Genomic DNA, 16,696 nt, shown 5'->3' on the forward strand with positions numbered 1-16,696 from the left:
CCGCGCCTGACGCGGGCCGACACGTCCGGCACGGCGAGGGCCCGGTGCATCCCGCACCGGGCCCTCGCCGTGCCCGGCTCCCGGTCCGCTCACCGTGCGCGGATAGCGTGCCGGTCATGCGCCCCACCGACCTGCCACTGCTGCGCCAGTGCGGCACGCCGTCCCTGTCCCCCGACGGCTCGTGGGCCGTCACCTCCGTGGTCCGCCCGGACACCGGCACCGACGAGTACGTCGGCGGGCTGTGGCTGGTCCGCACCGACGGCTCCGCCGGCCCGCGCCCGTTGACCCGCGGCCACCGGGACACCTCTCCGGCGGTGAGCCCGGACGGCCGGTACGTCGCGTTCCTGCGGGCCGAGCCCAAGGGCCGCCCGCAGCTTCACCTGCTCGAGCTCGACGGCGGGGAGCCGCTACGGCTCACCGACCACCACCTCGGCGCCGGTGACCCGGTCTGGTCGCCGGACTCGCGGCGGATCGCCTACACCGCGCGGGTCCCCGAGGACGGCCGGTACGGCACCCAGGAGGGTGTCGGTCCGGACGCCGAGCCGCCACGTCTGGTGACGACGCTGGCCTACCGGGAGGACGGCCTCGGCTACACCCGGGACCGCCGGCCGCACGTGTTCGTGCTCGACGTCCCTGACCTCGCCGACGCGACGGTGTCCTCCGGCGCCGTCGTCGAGCCGCGACGGGTCACCCACGGGGACGTCAGCCACGGCGACGTCGCCTGGACCCCGGACGGCGCGGCCCTGCTCGTCGTGGCCGACGCCCACGACAGCCGGGACACCGACCTGCGCCGCGGGGTGTACCGCGTACCCGCCGAGGGCGGCGACCTCACCCTCGTGGTCGGCGGGGACCTCACCGCCAGCGCTCCCGTCGCCTCCCCCGACGGCCGCACCGTGTGGTTCATCGCCTCCGAGGTCGGGCCCTCCGGCACCGACTTCGTGGCCCGCAACGCAGGACTGTTCACCGCCCCGCTGGCCGGCGGCCCGGCCCACCGGCTCACCGACGCCGAGACCGTCGACCTGGCCGAGTCCGGCCGGCCCGTCGTCACCGAGCGCGGCGTCCTGGTCGCCGACCGGTCCCGTGGCGCCGTCCGGCTGCTCGCCGTCCCCGCCGACGGCGGTGACCCGCACGTGCTGCTGGACGGCGAGCTGCAGGTCCGGGGCGTGGACGCCACCGCTGACGGCCGTACGGTGGTCGCGGTCGTCGCCGACCCGACGACCCCGGGTGACCTGGTGGCCCTGGGCGGGGCCACGACCCGGCTCACCGACGTCGCGGCACCGCTGCGCGCCGCCGGGGTCCGCCCCCTCGTCGAGCTGACCGTCGAGGCCGACGACGGCTACCCGGTGCACGGCTGGGCGGTGCTGCCCGACCCGGCCCGGTGGGGCGACGGTCCGCACCCGGTGCTGCTCACCGTGCACGGCGGGCCCTACGCCCAGTACGGCTGGGGACTGTTCGACGAGGCGCAGGTGTACGCCGGCGCCGGCTACGCCGTCCTCATGTGCAACCCCCGGGGGTCGGCCGGGTACGGCCAGGCCCACGGGCGCGTCGTCCAGGGGGCGATGGGCACCCGGGACGCCGACGACGTCCTGCAGTTCCTCGACGGGGCGCTCGGCGACCCCCGACTGCCGCTGGACCGCGACCGGGTCGGCGTCCAGGGCGGCTCCTACGGCGGGTACATGACCGCCCTGCTCACCACCCGCACCGACCGGTTCACCGGGGCCGTCGTCGAGCGCGGCTACCTCGACGCCACGAGCTTCGTCGGCTCGGCGGACATCGGCTGGTTCTTCCCGCTGGGCTACCACGGCTCGGCGGAGGCGATGCGCGAGCAGTCCCCGATGACCCACGTCGAGCGGGTCACCACCCCGACCCTGGTGATCCACTCCGAGAACGACTGGCGCTGCCCGGTCGAGCAGGGGCAGCGGTGGTTCACCGCCCTGCGGCTCGGCGGGGTCCGCACCGAGCTGCTGCTGTTCCCCGGGGAGGGGCACGAGCTCAGCCGCTCCGGGCGGCCGCGGCACCGGCAGGCCCGCTTCGAGCACGTGCTGCGCTGGTGGTCCGAGCTGCTGCCCGTCTCGCCGGCCGACCCGGCACACCGGTGAGCGCCTTGCTAGCGTCCCGGGCATCCGTCCACGGCCCGCGCGCAGCCGGGCCTCCCGTGACAAGGAGTGAGTCGTGAGCACACAGTCCGCCCCGGTGAAGGTCGCCGTCACCGGCGCCGCCGGCCAGATCGGCTACAGCCTGCTGTTCCGGGTGGCGAGCGGGGCCCTGCTCGGCCCCGACACCCCCGTGCACCTCAGCCTGCTGGAGATCACCCCGGCGCTCGGGGCCGTGGAGGGCGTGGCGATGGAGCTCGACGACTGCGCCTTCCCGCTGCTGCGGGGCCTGGACATCAGCGACGACGCCGCCACCGCGTTCGACGGGGTGAGCATCGCGCTGCTCGTGGGCGCCCGCCCTCGCACGAAGGGCATGGAGCGCGGCGACCTGCTCGAGGCCAACGGCGCCATCTTCACCGTCCAGGGCAGGGCGCTCAACGACCACGCCGCCGACGACCTCAAGGTGCTCGTCGTCGGCAACCCGGCCAACACCAACGCGCTCATCGCCATGCACAACGCCCCGGACGTGCCGCGGGAGCGGTTCACCGCGATGACCCGGCTGGACCAGAACCGGGCGGTGGCGCAGCTGGCGAAGAAGACCGGCGCCGCGGTGACGGACATCCGCCGGATGACGATCTGGGGCAACCACTCGGCCACCCAGTACCCCGACCTGTTCCACGCCGAGGTCGCCGGCCGCAACGCCGCCGAGGTCGTGGGCGACCAGCAGTGGGTGGAGAAGGAGTTCATCCCCACCGTGCAGAAGCGCGGCGCCGCGATCATCGAGGCACGCGGGGCGTCGTCGGCGGCGTCCGCGGCGTCCGCGGCGATCGACCACACCCGCGACTGGGTGCTCGGCACCGCGGACGGCGACTGGGTGTCGATGGCCGTCCCGTCCGACGGCTCCTACGGTGTGCCGGAGGGTCTGATCTCCTCGTTCCCGGTGACGACGTCCGGCGGGCAGTGGTCGATCGTGCCCGGACTGGAGATCGACGACTTCTCCCGGAGCCGGATCGACGCCAGCGTCGCCGAGCTCGCCGAGGAGCGCGACGCCGTCCGGGGGCTCGGTCTCATCGGCTGAGGCACGCCTCGCTCAGCCGCCGGGGGCCGTCGCCGCGAGCACCGCGAGCAGCACGGCGAGCACCACGAGCACCAGCACGTCGAGGGTTCGGGTCCGCACGACGAGCGGGGCCACCGCCCGCGCGGGCAGCAGCGCCCGTGCCGCGGCGGCGCCGAGCAGCCCGCCGGCCAGCAGCAGCGAGGACCCGCGGAAGCCCAGCACCGGCAGGAGGAGCACCGGGACGACGACCGCGGCCCCGACGAGGGGGACGACCAGCCGACTCAGCCGGTCCAGCCGGTCGGGTCCGGCGCCCGGTCGCCGGTCGGGTCCCGTGCCCGGCCCCCGGTCGGGGGCGGGAGTCGTGTCGGGCACGGCCGGAGGTTAGCGTTGCGGCCGTGCCCAGCCCTGGACGCCGCCCCGACAGCGTGCTCGTCGTGGGTGCCGGGCTCGCCGGGACCTACGCCGTCGCCGGCCTGCGCCGCCGCGGGTTCGACGGCCACCTGGTGATGGTCGGCGCCGAGCCGCACCGCCCGTACGACCGGCCACCGCTGTCGAAGGCGGTGCTCACCGGCGGGAGCACCACGCGGCTGGAGGACGACCTCGGGGAGGACCTCGACGTCCTGTGCGACGAGCTGCTGCTCGACCACCGCGTCACCGGCCTGGACGTCGACGCCTCCGGGGTCGTCGTCCGGGGCGAGGGGTGGGACGAGCCGGCCGACGCCGTCCTGGTGACCACCGGCGCCCGCCCGGTCGTGCCCGCCGGCTGGGACGGGGTGCTCGTGCTGCGGACGCTCGACGACGCGGCGCGGCTGCGCGCAGCGCTCGTACCCGGTGCCCGGCTGGTCGTCGCGGGCGCCGGCTGGATCGGCGCGGAGGTCGCCTCCTCCGCGGCCGCCGTCGGCTGCCAGGTCACCGTGGTCGAGGCGCTGCCCACCCCGCTGGGCCGCGAGATCGGCACCGTGGGGGACCTCACCCGCCCCTGGTACGCCGCCGCCGGCGTGCAGCTGCTCACCGGGCGCCGGGTGGTGTCCGCCACCGGGGAGCGGGTGGTCCTGGACGACGGGGAGGAGCTGGTGGCGGACGCGGTGGTGGCCGCGCTCGGCGTGCTGCCGGACGCCGGCTGGCTGGGCTCGGGCGCTCACGGCGTCGAGGTCGGCGCGAACCTGCGCGCGGTCGGTCCGCTGGCGCCGCACGTGCTCGCCGCCGGTGACTGCGCGGTGCGCTGGTCGCCGCGCTACGACCGCTGGGTCGCCGGCGGGCACTGGGAGGAGGCGATGCTCGCCGGGGACGCCGCGGCGGCGACGCTGGCCGGTGAGGACGTCGTCCACGACCCGGTGCCGTACGTGTTCTCCACCCAGTTCGGGCGGGAGGTGGCGCTGGCGGGCCGCCCGCACGCCGGGGCCAGGGTGCTCGTGCGCGGTGAGCCGGCGGCCGGTGAGGGCTTCGCCGCGGCGTGGGTGCTGGCCGACACCGCCGGGCAGGACCGGCTGGTGGCGCTGCTCACCGTGGACCGTCCCCGGGACGTCGCGCAGGCCCGCCGGGCGCTCGGCGGCGCGGACGGCACCGGGGTGCCCGTGGGCACCGCGGCGCTGGGCGACCCGGACGTCCCGGTGCGGGCCGCGCTGCGCGGCTGACTCACTCGTCCCTGGCCGGCGTCGGCACAGTCAGTGCGCGAAGTGCCGGGTGCCGGTGAGGTACATCGTGACCCCGGCCTCGCGGGCCGCGGCGACGACCTCCTCGTCGCGCACCGACCCGCCGGGCTGGACGACGGCCCGCACCCCCGCGTCGATGAGCACCTGCAACCCGTCGGGGAAGGGGAAGAACGCGTCGGAGGCGGCGACGGCGCCGCGGGCCCGCTCGGCGCCGGCCCGCTCGACGGCCAGCCGGCAGGAGTCCACCCGGTTGACCTGACCCATCCCGATCCCGACGCTCGCACCGCCGGCGGCCAGCAGGATCGCGTTCGACTTCACCGCGCGGACGGCGCGCCAGGCGAAGGCGAGGTCGGCGAGGGTGGCGTCGTCCGCGGGGTCGCCGGCGGCGAGCCGCCACGTGGCCGGGTCGTCGCCGGCGGCGTCCACGGCGTCGCGGACCTGGACCAGCATCCCGCCGGACACCTGACGCCACTCCACCTCGTCGCGCCGGTACCCCTCGGGCAGCTCGAGCAGCCGGACGTTCTTGCGGGCGGTCAGCAGGCGCAGCGCGTCGTCGGTGAACGAGGGGGCGACGACGACCTCGGTGAACACGTCGGCGAGCTGGGCGGCCATCCCGGCGGTCACCGGGCGGTTGGCGGCGACGACGCCGCCGAACGCCGACACCGGGTCGCAGGCGTGGGCGCGGGCGTGGGCCTGGGCGACCGGGTCGGCGGCGTCGTCGTCGGCGACGGCGATACCGCACGGGTTGGCGTGCTTGATGACCGCGACGGCGGGCCGCTCGTGGTCGAACGCGGCTCGCACGGCGGCGTCGGTGTCGACGTAGTTGTTGTACGACATCGCCTTGCCGTGCAGCTGGGTGGACTGGGCGACGCCGGCCGGGGCGTCGACGTCGACGTACAGGGCGCCCTTCTGGTGCGGGTTCTCCCCGTACCGCAGGACGTCGGCACGCTCCAGCGCCATCCCCGCGTAGGGGGGCCACCAGTCCTCGTCGACGGCGAGCTCGGCGGCGCACCAGCGGGCGACGGCGGTGTCGTAGGCCGCGGTGTGTGCGAAGGCCCGGGCGGCGAGCCGGCGCCGGGCGGCCAGGTCGAACCCGCCGTCGCGGACCTGCCGGAGCACGTCGTCGTACCCGCCGGGGTCGACGACGACGGCGACGTTGGCGTGGTTCTTGGCGGCGGCCCGGACCATCGACGGCCCGCCGATGTCGATCTGCTCGACGACGTCCTCGATGCCGGCGCCGGAGTGCACCGTCTCCCGGAACGGGTAGAGGTTGACCACGACGAGGTCGAAGGCCTCGACGCCGAGGTCGGCCAGCTCCTGGACGTGGCCGGGGTTGCGCCGGTCGGCGAGGATCCCGGCGTGGATCCGCGGGTGCAGGGTCTTGACCCGGCCGTCGAGGCACTCGGGGAAGCCGGTGACCTCCTCCACCGGGGTCACCGGGACTCCGGCGGCGGCGATCCGCGCGGCGGTCGACCCGGTCGACACGATCGTCACGCCCGCGGCGTGCAGGCCGGTGACGAGGTCCTCCAGGCCGGTCTTGTCGTAGACGCTGACCAGGGCGCGGCGCACGGGGGTGCGCCCGCCGGCCGCTGGGGTGGCACTCATCCGATGGTCACCTTCCTGCCGGAGACGGTCCAGCCGTCGCGGGCCATCCGCCCGACGACGTCGACGAGCATCCGGCGCTCGTGGGTCTTGATCCGGTCGTGCAGGGTCGCCTCGTCGTCGTCCGGGGCCACCGCGACCGGGTGCTGGGCGACGATCGCGCCGGTGTCCACCCCGGCGTCGACGAGGAAGAGGGTGGTGCCGGTGACCCGGACGCCGTAGGCGAGGGCGTCCCGGACGGCGTGCGCCCCGGGGAACGCCGGGGACAGGGCCGGGTGGCTGTTGAGGCAGCGGCCGGCGAACCGGTCGAGGAAGGCCGGGCCGACCAGGCGCATGAACCCGGCGAGGACGACGAGGTCGGGGCGGTGGGCGGCGACCCGCTCGGTGAGCGCGGCGTCCCAGGCGGCCCGGTCGGGGTGGGCGGCGAGCGTCTCGACGAACGTCGGGACTCCCGCGGCCCGGGCCCGCTGCAGCCCGGGCGCGTCGGGGCGGTCGGAGCCGACCGCGACGACGTCCGCGCCGTAGGCGGGGTCGGCGGCGGCGTCGAGCAGCGCCTGGGCGAGGGTTCCCGTCCCGGAGAGCAGGACGACGAGCCGGGCGGGGACGGACGGGGTGAACCGGTGGCGGCCGGCGGAGGCCGGCGTCGCGTCGGCGGTCACGGTCAGAGACCATAGTGTGCGGGAGGGCGCCACCCGAGCGGTGCCCGCCCCCGACCCGGACGAGGAGGTGCACGGTGGGCAACCCCTACGCGCCGCCCGAACCGGGCCGCCCGCTGCCGGACCGTCCGGCGGGCCCGCCGTCCAGCCGGCCGGACCAGCCCGACGGGCCGGACCAGTCGGGGCCACAGCCCCCGCCTGCGGATCCTGAGCAGCTGCGGGACCTCGCCCGCCGCGTCCTGCGGTTCTCCTTGCTCATGCTCGGCGGCGTGCTGGCCCTGCAGCTGCCGGTGCCGTGGCAGGCCTCGGGCATCCTGCTGACCGGCGCCGGGCTCGTGGTGGGGGCCGGGGCGCTGCGGCGGGCGCTGCGCGCCCGGGTGCGCACCGCGCTCGTCGTGTCCGTCGTCGTCGGCCTCGCGATGGGTGGGCTCGTGCTCGTCCTGCACCTGGCGATGCTCGCGGTGTGGCCGGCCGCCCTCGAGCTGCAGGAGTGCCGGGCCCGGGCGCTGACCGTCAGCGCCGAGGACGAGTGCCAGGCCCAGTACGAGGAGTGGCTGCTCGAGCGCAGCGGCTTGCCGGAGCCGCAGGGGTGATGAGAAGGGGTGACGAGAATGGGTGACGAACACTTCAGGGACGGCGCGGCAGGGACCCGCAGAACCGACGCGGCAAAGCAGTTCCTTGAGCTGACGGCCGGGGGAGACCCGGGGCCGGGCGAGTCGTGGCAGGAGATCCAGGAGACGCTGGAGGGGGATCTGACCTGCTACGTCGACCACAAGGCACTTTCGTGACGCGGCTCCTCCCCGCACTACCGGGCGTCTGCGCGAGGGTCGGAGGAGACTTTCAACGGGTGCTGAAGCGACATGGCAGTGATTCAAACGCGGGAAGCGAACCACTGTCGCAATGTCCGCCTCCACGTGACCGCCGCAACAACGGCTAGAGCGACAACGCCAGCGATCAGTAACAACAGATCCTCCAGTCGGGACAACAGCGCGAGCCGAGCCGGGAGCACCGCGAAAAATGCTGTGGGAACGACTGTGTAGAGCAACACACGATAAGCATCCGGAAGTGCGAACCCAGGAAATATCCCTAAAGTGAAGAGCGACTGCGCCGCGAATGCGGGAAACCGCGCGTCAGTCACCGCAAGACTCGACACAAGGACAATCCAACTCACGTACGTCGCGGCGCACACCGCGACACCCACAAGCCAGAAGCCGTGATGGACCTCCGCCCCGAGTGCCTCGGCCGTGGCAAGGATCACCAGACCGAACATGATGTCACCTATTCCCGAAGGCTCCACCTTGGAGACAAGGAATCGGCTCAATAGCGGTCCCGGCTGACTCGCTAAAACTGTCATTTCCCCAGAAGCGAAAGCTACGGGAATCTCAAATAGTCTACCAGTGCATGTCGTGACGACCCCACTCCCGACGGCCAGCACTGAGAAGAGCACCAGGAAGTCCTTCAGCGGGACGCCGTTCAACACATGCCGTCCGCTGTAGAGACTTAACCAGAGAAGCAAGAAGGCGCCGTTGCTCAAGCCAGTCATGAAGACCGACGTCAACCACAACCTCGGTTGCCGCGCGACAGCCGACGCGGACCACACCAAAGTCCGTAGCACCACCCCCCAGGAGTGAACCAGCCTGTGCCACGACTCGACCCCCATCATGACCCGTCCAGGCTCAACCGACGAACATTCAGTCGCACAAACCAGTGGGCCGCCGCAACAGTGGCCAGCAACCATCCGACGAGCGATGGGAGCCATTCCGACACGACCACCGCTGACGGATTCACGGCAAGTGACACGGGCACGTAAGCGACAAGTGGGAACGGTGTCCAGACAGCGATGGCGGCAACCGGGGCAACCAACGACAGGGGGAAGAATGTTCCCGAAAGGAGCATGACAACCTTCCCGTAGATGGACTCGATCGCAGCTAGGTCGGCGCCAGCCAGCCCGGGTGCGCTTACAACAAGTGCAATTAGCGTCTCCAGGCCCCACCCCCCCAACAACAGAAGCGGCAGCGCAAGCATCGTCAACGGCGGAGGGGAGTTCGCCAACCACAACGCCACGGGAAGGCACATGGCCGCTGTGATCGCCGCCCGGCCACAGCCTGCAAGCGCTCCTCTCAGCACCCAGCGAGCAATATACGACCGGGGTTGAAGTAGGTCTCCAGTCGCAGACCCTAGTTTGATGTCGGTGTGTAGTTGCGTTGCGACTGAGATCCGCCCAGCGAACCAAACCCGCACACCAAAGAGGTACCAGAGGATGGATTGTAGATTCCACTGATCGCTCGCCAGGTCGCCGGCTTGGTCTACTGCTGCCCACAACCAGAAGAAGGCCGCCATGACCAGTATCGACAAGACTCCCTGCAGAACGTATCGTCCAGGTGACTGCAATGACAGTCGGACAAACGTGAAGGCCAGAAAACGCCAATAAGCCAGGCCCGCTTGCCTGCGGCAATCCGCCACGATTCTAACCTCCTGCGGCATCGCGCGTTCTGCTGTCTGCCCTCTGGTAGAGCGCGGCTATGGCATCCTCCATCGTGTCCTCGACCAGTCTGGCTTCCAGTACAGTAGTTGCCCGGCTAATGATGCCTACAGCACCCCAAATGGGGACGCTCGGACGGGTTGACGTGACAACTATGTGATGAGGCGACGTCGAACGGACGTGATAGTCAGGGCCCATATCGTTGATGTCCCGGATCGGTTCTTCCACCGTCAGGACAAGGCGAGCCGGTGCGGCGTACCTGGCTAGCAACTGGGACGTGCTTCCCTGGAAAAGAGCGCGCCCCTGACTGAGAACCAACACATCCTGGCACAGTCGCTCTATATCACTGACGTCGTGACTCGTGAGCACGAGGGTGAGGTCGAGCTCTCCCAGTAATGCGACGATGTCTGCACGGAATGCCCGACGAGCGAGAATATCCAAACCTATTGTGGGTTCATCGAGAACGAGAAGCTGCGGCTCCACCGCTATGGCTGCCGCCAGTTCAACCCGGGTACGCTCGCCGAGACTCAAGGACCCGACACGAGCCGCCATCAAACCCGGCGGGACAAGTCGCGCGACCGCCTCGCCCACCACGCCGGAATGAACGCCGGCCACGTTGTAGGCTAGGGTATGGAGTTTGAGTGCCCGCTCGACGGACAGATCCTGCGGAAGTGTGGGGCGTCCGCCGAAGACCACGCTAACGTGTCGTAGCGTGGTTGGGCTTCTAGGGCGGCGCGTGTCCCCCAGGAGAGCAACCCGTCCGTCAGTTGGTGCGGCCAGGCCCAACAATAACTGGATGGCCGTGGTCTTTCCCGCGCCATTAGGTCCTACCAGCGCCAAGCGTGCCCCTTGCTGCACGCAAAGCGACAAGTCGCCTATCGCGACAACAGGGGGGAGTCCACGTCCGCGCTGGTAGAGCTTTGTGACACCGTCGAAATATGCAACGCTGCCACTTTCTCCGATGTTCCATGTCACACGCTAACGCCCCCTGGCTGACTGAGGGCCTTACGGAACTGTCACGCCGAAACCGGCAATAGTCTTTGCGTCAAGAACTCCAAAAACCCGCTGGCGCTTCAAACAGCGCTCGCAGGACCCACAATGCTCGATGCCGCCGTAGTGGCAACTCCAAGTTCGCGAGATGTCCACACGCTCTGCGAGTGCGAGCGCGGCAACTTCCTCATCAGTCATCTGCAGGAACGGGGCAATCATCGTCGTACCGCGTCCCCAGCTGGCACGGACGATATCTTCCGTCCCCGACAGCATCCGTTCTATCTCCGGGGCGCGGTCCCGGTCCGAGGCTGTGGCACCGTAGATCGTTTGCGTGTAGCCATGATTGGCCGCATACAGAGCCGACATGACAGTGGCGCCCACACTGTCATAGCAACCAAAAATCTCAGGGGACAGTCCCCGGGGCCCTTCCGCTACTAGATTGTACGGAGGCTCCACGACATCCAGGAATAGGTTTCTCACGTCGGGGAGATTAAGAACCTCCAGGTGCACACCGAGCAAATTGCAGTGTTCCTTGGCACGCGCAAGCTGGCGGATAGCACTGTCTTGGCCAAGATTGACAAAGATTGCGGCTACGCGGGCTGCACTATGATGCTTTACGTAGTGCAGCGCTGTAACCGACTCCATCCCGCCGGACAGCATCACAAGAGTGTCCTGCGCAAAGTCCATGCTACCGGGTTGTGCAGTCATCGAGAATACCAACCTTCTCCCAGGCCCGGACGGCAGAGAGGTTCGAGCTCAAATTGATCTGGACCGCGACCGGTGGATGCGGCCACTCCTGGATTGAGATACTCTGCGCGCGTCGACCTCAACCTGTCAAGGGGCCTGGACGGGCGCCCGAGAGGCCCGCAAGATCACTCGAACAAGGTCGTCTGAGGGCCGGCCTGCTTGAGCCTGGCGGGGGGCTCAGGGCCACCGACGCGGCGAGGTGATTGGGATGATGCCCTACGCCATTGTGGAAGCGCGGGTGGACGCCGAGGCCGGTCTCGTCGTCCGACGCCGACACGGCCGGTACACGTTCCTGCACGTCGACACCCAACTGCTGCGGGCGATCGCGAAGCGGTGGCCGCCCCGATCCAGCCAGGAGAGGCCATGAAAATCACCCTCACCAGCATCCACGTGAACGACCAGGCCAGGGCTCAGGCCTTCTACACCGAGGTGCTCGGCTTCGTGACGAAGCACGACGTGCCGCTCGGGGAGAACCGCTGGCTCACCGTCGTCTCCCCGGAGGCACCCGAGGGGGTCGAGCTGCTGCTCGAGCCGGACGAGCACCCCGCGGCCAAGGCGTACGCGGCGGCGCTGGTGGCCGACGGCATCCCGGCCGCCTCCTTCACCGTGGACGACGTCCACGCGGAGACTGAGCGCCTCAAGGGGCGCGGCGTGACCTTCACCCAGGAACCCCTGGAGACGGGTCCGGTGACGACGGCGGTCTTCGACGACACGTGCGGCAACCTCGTGCAGATCGTCAGCCAGCGCTGAGCGGCGTCACCGGGCGCGCAGCGCCGCCACCCCCAGCGCGACGGCGCAGCCGACGGCCACCTCGGCGCCCACCGCGGCGCCCACCGCCCAGCCCTGCGGGCCGACCTCGGCGAGCCGACCGGGCCCGGCCGGTCCGGACGCCACCCAGGCCAGCACGGCCGCCAGCCCACCGGTGACCAGCCCGGTGAGCGCGACGTCCCGGCCTGCCGCCGCCCAGCCGCCCGGCACGCCGCCGCGGTCCCGCAGCAGCCGGTGCCCGGCGAGCACGCCGAGCAGCACCGGGCCCACGAGCACCGCCCAGCCCGCCGTCCCGAGCGGGTCGGGCAGCGCGCCGAGGACCGGCAGCGCGGGCACCGGCCCGAGCTCGACGACGGCCGGGGACACCACCGTGCCCTCCCCCACCACGAACCCGGGCCCGGCGAGCCACGCGGCGGCCCAGACCACCAGGGTCGGCAGGAGCAGCAGCTGGGCGGCCACCAGCCCGGCGCCGCCGAGCACCCCGGGGTCCAGCGCCCGGTGGGCGGCGGTGACGTCACCGCCGTGCACGGCCAGCGCGGCGGCCAGCAGCAGCGCCCCGGCGCCGACCCAGCCCGCCGTCGCGAGCAGCGCGGCGGGCAGCACCCGCCGCAGTGCCGCCGGCACCCGCAGCCGGTCGGCGACCACCGACCACGGCCGCGACCGGCCCGCCGTCCGCCAGGTGTGCAGGACCGCCGCCCCGCTGACGAGCCCGGCCAGCACCGCCCCGCCGGCAAGGGCCTGCCCGGACAGCGGGCGGGCGACGGGGCTGGCGGCGAGCAGGCTGACGACGGCGGCGAGCAGGCCGTAGGCGGCGGCGTAGGTGACGACCGCGCGGCGGGCGGACCGGGCGGGACCCCCGGTCACCGGGTCCGCCGGCGGCGTCCCGGACGTAGCGGCGGACAGGCCGAGGGCGATCGCGAGCCGCCGGCCGGCGGCCCACGACCACCCGCCCACGACGAGGGTGAGACCGAGCGGGACGACGGCCAGCTGCCCGCCGGTGACCGCGATCCCGGTGTGGTGGGCCAGCAGCCACGCGTCGGCGGCCACCCGCACCGCCTCGACCCAGGTGGCGCCGGTGTCGGTGGCCGCGATCCACACGGCGACGACGGGGGCGACGACGGTGAGCAGCGACCCGACGACGGCCTGGACGGCGGCCAGCGCACCAAGGGCGAGCGGGGAGCGCAGCGGGGCACGGCCGCCTCCGGCGCCGCCGGTCGCCGGTGGCGGGGCGGCCGCGACCGCGCCGGCGGGGACGGAGGAACGCGACAACAGGCTCATGACGGCCCCATCGTCCGGGACGGACCGGGCCCGTCCGGCGACCGACACGCCCCCTTCGCCGGATGCGACGACCGAGTGGCCCCGGTTCAGCCCTGCAGGCCGCGCATCACCTCGCGCATGAGGTCGGCCGTCTCCGAGGGAGTCTTGCCGACCCTGACCCCGGCGGCCTCCAGGGCCTCCTTCTTCGCGGCGGCGGTACCGGAGGAGCCGGAGACGATGGCGCCGGCGTGCCCCATCGTCTTGCCCTCCGGGGCGGTGAAACCGGCGACGTAGCCGACGACCGGCTTCGTCACGTGCTCGGCGATGTAGGCGGCGGCGCGCTCCTCGGCGTCCCCGCCGATCTCGCCGATCATGACGATGGCGTCGGTGTCGGGGTCGGCCTCGAACGCCTCCAGACAGTCGATGTGGGTGGTGCCGATGACCGGGTCGCCGCCGATGCCGACGCAGGTGGAGAAGCCGAAGTCCTTGAGCTCGTACATCATCTGGTAGGTCAGCGTGCCCGACTTGCTGACCAGGCCGATGCGGCCGGGCGGGGTGATGTCGGCGGGGATGATGCCGGCGTTGGACTGCCCGGGGCTGATCAGCCCGGGGCAGTTGGGACCGATGAGCCGGGTCGTGCCGGCCTCCCGGGCGTAGGCGTAGAACTCGGCGGTGTCCCTGACCGGGATGCCCTCGGTGATGATGACGCACAGCGGCATCGCGGCGTCGACGGCCTCGACCACCGCGTCCTTGGTGAACGCCGGCGGGACGAACACCACCGAGACGTTCGCCCCGGTGGCCTCCATCGCCTCGGCGACCGTGCCGAACACCGGCAGCTCGACGCCGTCGGCGAAGGACGCGCGCTGGCCGGCCTTGCGGGCGTTGACCCCGCCGACGACGTTCGCGCCGGAGCGCAGCATCCGCTGGGTGTGCTTCATCCCCTCCGAGCCGGTCATGCCCTGGACGATGATGGTGCTGCTGCTGTCGAGGAAGATCGCCATCTCGGGTCCCCTTACTTCGCCGCGAAGGCGAGCTCGGCCGCGCGGCGCGCGGCGGCGTCCATCGTGTCCACCATCTCCACGAGGTCATGCTCGGCCTCGTCGAGGATCCGGCGGCCCTCGTCGGCGTTGTTCCCGTCCAGCCGGACGACGAGGGGCTTGGAGATCTCCTCGCCCTTGGCCTTGAGGGACTCGATCGCGCCGACGATGCCGTTGGCGACCGCGTCGCAGGCGGTGATCCCGCCGAACACGTTGACGAACACGCTCTTGACCTGCGGGTCGGACAGGATGATCTCCAGGCCGTTCGCCATCACCTCGGCGGACGCGCCGCCGCCGATGTCGAGGAAGTTCGCCGGCTTCACTCCGCCGTACTCCTCACCGGCGTAGGCGACGACGTCGAGGGTGCTCATCACGAGCCCGGCGCCGTTGCCGATGACGCCGACCTCGCCGTCCAGCTTGACGTAGTTGAGGTCCTTCTCCTTGGCCGCCTGCTCCAGCGGGTCGGTGGCGGACCGGTCGACGAGCTCGGCGTGCTCGGGGTGGCGGAAGGCGGCGTTGTCGTCGAGGGTCACCTTGCCGTCGAGGGCGATGATCCGGCCGTCCTCGGTGCGCACCAACGGGTTGACCTCGACGAGGGTGGCGTCCTCCTCGCGGTAGACGGTCCACAGCAGCTGGGCGACCCGGACGACCTCGTCGCGGACGTCGTCGGCGAACCCGGCGCGCTCGGCGATCTCGCGGGCCTTCGCCTCGTCGATACCCGTGAGCGGGTCGACGTGCACCCGGGCCAGGGCCTCGGGCCGCTCCACAGCGAGCTGCTCGATCTCGACGCCGCCCTCGACCGAGGCCATCGCCAGGTAGGCGCGCTCGGCCCGGTCGAGCAGCAGGGAGATGTAGTACTCCTCGGCGATCCGGGCGCCCTGGGCCACCATCACCTGGTGCACGGTGTGGCCCTTGATGTCCATGCCGAGGATCTGCTCGGCCTTCTCGGCGGCCTCCTCCGGGGAGTGGGCGAGCTTGACGCCGCCGGCCTTGCCGCGGCCGCCGGTCTTCACCTGCGCCTTCACCACCACGGTGCCCCCGCCCAGCTGCTCAGCGGCCGCCCGGGCCTCCTCGGGGGTCCTTGCGACCACTGCGTCGAGCACGGGCACCCCGTGCTTGGCGAACAGGTCGCGCGCCTGGTACTCGAACAGGTCCACGTGCGCCGTCCTTCGTCGTCGAAGCGGAAGCCGATCGGTCGCCGAGCCTATCGGCAGCCTCCAGGGGCGCCTGCCGGGCGTCCGGCTCGGCACCTGGCCGCCGTGGGACCCTTCCCCTGTGCGCACAGGGGTGTTCGAGGGCTGGCGGGGGGTGCTGCTCACCCTCGTCATCGGCACGGTGCTGACCGCCGTGGCCATCGCGGTCGCGCTGTGGGCGAGCCGCGACTACGAGGGCGTCGGCGAGATCATCCGGACCGAGCCGGGTGCCGTCACGCTGCCCGGTGAGCTGGTGTGCCGTGCCACCGGCACCCCGGAACCGGTCGACGGCCCGGTCGGTGCCCGCTCGGTGGTGGCGCTGCGCTCCGGCGAGGCGCTCGTGCTCGCCGGCGACGGGCAGATGTGGCGCGGGGACCCGTTCTCCGGCGCGCTGGAGCCGTGGACCGCCGGCCCCCGTCCGGCCGACCTGGGGGTCGGCGAGCCGCTGCTGCTGGGCGAGGAGCCGATCCGCCGCGACGTGTTCGTCGTCGGCACGGACGCCGTCGCCGCCGTCGACGTGCGGACCGGGGCGGTCCGGGCCCGCCAGCCGCTGCCCGACGGCGTCCGGGTCGTCTCGGTGACGGCGACCACCCGGCAGGTCTACCTCGTCGCCGAGAGCGGTGAGCTGTACGCGGCGGGCTGGGCGTACCGGCGGATCGGGGAGGTGCACCCGGCCGACACCCGCGACGTCCCGCCGGTGCACCGGGCGCTGGCGTCCCGGGACGGGAAGGTGCTGCTGCTGTCCACCGACGGCCCGCTGACCCGGATGGCGACGGCGACCGGGGGCGGCCAGCCGCTGCCGGTGCCTGCGGTCACCGCCGACGCGATGACGATCGGCTGGGACGGGCTCGTGCACCTCGCCGACGGCGCCCAGGTCCACGTGCTCGACCTGGGCGACGGGTGGGTCACCGGCCGGCTCAGCGACCCTGTCACCGAGTGGGCGAGCGAGCCGGTCGCGCTGGCGGGCCTGGAGCGCGGACTCGTCGTCGTCGGCGCGGACGGCTCGGTCCGCACCACCGCCTACCCGCAGTGCAACCGGGAGGAGCTGACCCGGCTGCCGGCCACCACCGAGGGGTCGTGAGGCCGGCGTCCGGGCCGAGCCCGGCCGCACCGCTGCCCCGTCGGTTAGTCTGCGGACGCCGCGACGAGGCGGCTACGAGTC

17 protein-coding genes are annotated in these 16,696 nt (G+C 72.3%); 8 read left to right on the top strand and 9 right to left on the bottom strand.

Translation table 11 applies throughout. The annotated features are described in order from the left end of the window. Nucleotides 1-116 precede the first annotated feature (116 nt). Together ACFP6A_RS00340 and ACFP6A_RS00345 are read left to right on the top strand one after the other, a co-directional pair. The gene (locus ACFP6A_RS00340) at nt 117-2,099 is read left to right on the top strand and encodes a S9 family peptidase (protein WP_379600686.1); all 1,983 of its coding nucleotides are present in this window, start codon (nt 117-119) and stop codon (nt 2,097-2,099) included. A gap of 73 nt (nt 2,100-2,172) precedes the next feature. Then, the gene (locus tag ACFP6A_RS00345) at nt 2,173-3,171 is read left to right on the top strand and encodes a malate dehydrogenase (protein WP_379600688.1); all 999 of its coding nucleotides are present in this window, start codon (nt 2,173-2,175) and stop codon (nt 3,169-3,171) included. 12 nt (nt 3,172-3,183) lie between these two features. On the opposite strand, the gene ACFP6A_RS00350 is transcribed toward ACFP6A_RS00345, so the two are convergent. Further along, entirely contained in the window at nt 3,184-3,522 is a 339-nt protein-coding gene (locus ACFP6A_RS00350) for a DUF3017 domain-containing protein (RefSeq protein WP_379600690.1), read from the bottom strand. A gap of 23 nt (nt 3,523-3,545) precedes the next feature. Between ACFP6A_RS00350 and ACFP6A_RS00355 the strand changes: the two genes are divergently transcribed. Continuing rightward, the gene (locus tag ACFP6A_RS00355) at nt 3,546-4,784 is read left to right on the top strand and encodes an NAD(P)/FAD-dependent oxidoreductase (RefSeq protein WP_379600692.1); all 1,239 of its coding nucleotides are present in this window, start codon (nt 3,546-3,548) and stop codon (nt 4,782-4,784) included. 30 nt (nt 4,785-4,814) lie between these two features. Here the strand turns inward: ACFP6A_RS00355 and purH are convergent, their stop codons facing one another. Both purH and purN read right to left on the bottom strand, forming a co-directional pair. Further along, a complete protein-coding gene (purH, locus tag ACFP6A_RS00360; RefSeq protein ID WP_379600694.1) occupies nt 4,815-6,407 on the bottom strand; it encodes a bifunctional phosphoribosylaminoimidazolecarboxamide formyltransferase/IMP cyclohydrolase in 1,593 nt (530 codons plus the stop codon). Further along, entirely contained in the window at nt 6,404-7,063 is a 660-nt protein-coding gene (gene purN / locus ACFP6A_RS00365; protein WP_379600695.1) for a phosphoribosylglycinamide formyltransferase, read from the bottom strand. Before purN ends, purH begins: the two co-directional genes overlap by 4 nt. A gap of 74 nt (nt 7,064-7,137) precedes the next feature. On the opposite strand from purN, the gene ACFP6A_RS00370 reads away from it, so the two are divergent. Both ACFP6A_RS00370 and ACFP6A_RS00375 read left to right on the top strand, forming a co-directional pair. Further along, complete coding sequence (locus tag ACFP6A_RS00370; protein ID WP_379600697.1) at nt 7,138-7,653, top strand: hypothetical protein; 516 nt, start codon at nt 7,138-7,140, stop codon at nt 7,651-7,653. A gap of 18 nt (nt 7,654-7,671) precedes the next feature. Beyond that, entirely contained in the window at nt 7,672-7,848 is a 177-nt protein-coding gene (locus ACFP6A_RS00375; protein ID WP_379600699.1) for a hypothetical protein, read from the top strand. Nucleotides 7,849-7,931: 83 nt separating this feature from the next. On the opposite strand, the gene ACFP6A_RS00380 is transcribed toward ACFP6A_RS00375, so the two are convergent. The 3 genes from ACFP6A_RS00380 to ACFP6A_RS00390 form a co-directional block, all read right to left on the bottom strand. Then, on the bottom strand, nt 7,932-8,618 hold the full coding sequence (locus tag ACFP6A_RS00380) for an ABC-2 family transporter protein (RefSeq protein WP_379600701.1): 687 nt from the start codon (nt 8,616-8,618) through the stop codon (nt 7,932-7,934). A 909-nt stretch (nt 8,619-9,527) separates the two neighbouring features. After that, nucleotides 9,528-10,517, bottom strand: a complete 990-nt coding sequence (locus ACFP6A_RS00385; protein ID WP_379600703.1) for an ATP-binding cassette domain-containing protein — start codon at nt 10,515-10,517, stop codon at nt 9,528-9,530. A gap of 30 nt (nt 10,518-10,547) precedes the next feature. Then, nucleotides 10,548-11,219 (bottom strand): 7-cyano-7-deazaguanine synthase, encoded by a 672-nt coding sequence (locus ACFP6A_RS00390; RefSeq protein ID WP_379600705.1) that lies wholly within the window; start codon nt 11,217-11,219, stop codon nt 10,548-10,550. Between the two features lie 271 nt (nt 11,220-11,490). Between ACFP6A_RS00390 and ACFP6A_RS00395 the strand changes: the two genes are divergently transcribed. Both ACFP6A_RS00395 and ACFP6A_RS00400 read left to right on the top strand, forming a co-directional pair. Then, entirely contained in the window at nt 11,491-11,646 is a 156-nt protein-coding gene (locus ACFP6A_RS00395; protein ID WP_379600707.1) for a hypothetical protein, read from the top strand. Beyond that, a complete protein-coding gene (locus ACFP6A_RS00400) occupies nt 11,643-12,029 on the top strand; it encodes a VOC family protein (RefSeq protein ID WP_379600709.1) in 387 nt (128 codons plus the stop codon). Before ACFP6A_RS00395 ends, ACFP6A_RS00400 begins: the two co-directional genes overlap by 4 nt. Nucleotides 12,030-12,035: 6 nt before the next feature. Here ACFP6A_RS00400 and ACFP6A_RS00405 read toward each other — a convergent pair whose 3' ends face one another. The 3 genes from ACFP6A_RS00405 to sucC form a co-directional block, all read right to left on the bottom strand. Further along, nucleotides 12,036-13,325: a DUF6350 family protein gene (locus tag ACFP6A_RS00405; RefSeq protein WP_379600711.1), complete on the bottom strand. Its 1,290-nt coding sequence runs from the start codon at nt 13,323-13,325 to the stop codon at nt 12,036-12,038. Nucleotides 13,326-13,411: 86 nt separating this feature from the next. After that, complete coding sequence (gene sucD / locus ACFP6A_RS00410) at nt 13,412-14,305, bottom strand: succinate--CoA ligase subunit alpha (protein ID WP_379600713.1); 894 nt, start codon at nt 14,303-14,305, stop codon at nt 13,412-13,414. Between the two features lie 11 nt (nt 14,306-14,316). Then, nucleotides 14,317-15,498 (bottom strand): ADP-forming succinate--CoA ligase subunit beta, encoded by a 1,182-nt coding sequence (gene sucC, locus ACFP6A_RS00415; protein WP_379600715.1) that lies wholly within the window; start codon nt 15,496-15,498, stop codon nt 14,317-14,319. A gap of 118 nt (nt 15,499-15,616) precedes the next feature. Here sucC and ACFP6A_RS00420 point away from each other — a divergent pair, with 118 nt between their 5' ends. Next, nucleotides 15,617-16,615, top strand: a complete 999-nt coding sequence (locus ACFP6A_RS00420; protein WP_379600716.1) for a hypothetical protein — start codon at nt 15,617-15,619, stop codon at nt 16,613-16,615. The last annotated feature ends 81 nt before the right edge of the window (nt 16,616-16,696 follow it).

It is taken from the genome of Quadrisphaera sp. GCM10027208 (genome assembly GCF_042658805.1).
GTDB lineage: Bacteria > Actinomycetota > Actinomycetes > Actinomycetales > SCSIO-59966 > SCSIO-59966.

Coding starts and splice junctions, on each gene's coding strand:
- ACFP6A_RS00400 (WP_379600709.1), top strand. CDS start 11,643: ATGAAAATCACCCTCACCAGCATCCACGTGAACGACCAGGCCAGGGCT.
- purH (WP_379600694.1), bottom strand. CDS start 6,407: ATGAGTGCCACCCCAGCGGCCGGCGGGCGCACCCCCGTGCGCCGCGCC.
- ACFP6A_RS00405 (WP_379600711.1), bottom strand. CDS start 13,325: ATGAGCCTGTTGTCGCGTTCCTCCGTCCCCGCCGGCGCGGTCGCGGCC.
- ACFP6A_RS00375 (WP_379600699.1), top strand. CDS start 7,672: ATGGGTGACGAACACTTCAGGGACGGCGCGGCAGGGACCCGCAGAACC.
- ACFP6A_RS00395 (WP_379600707.1), top strand. CDS start 11,491: ATGCCCTACGCCATTGTGGAAGCGCGGGTGGACGCCGAGGCCGGTCTC.
- sucD (WP_379600713.1), bottom strand. CDS start 14,305: ATGGCGATCTTCCTCGACAGCAGCAGCACCATCATCGTCCAGGGCATG.
- ACFP6A_RS00390 (WP_379600705.1), bottom strand. CDS start 11,219: ATGGACTTTGCGCAGGACACTCTTGTGATGCTGTCCGGCGGGATGGAG.
- ACFP6A_RS00340 (WP_379600686.1), top strand. CDS start 117: ATGCGCCCCACCGACCTGCCACTGCTGCGCCAGTGCGGCACGCCGTCC.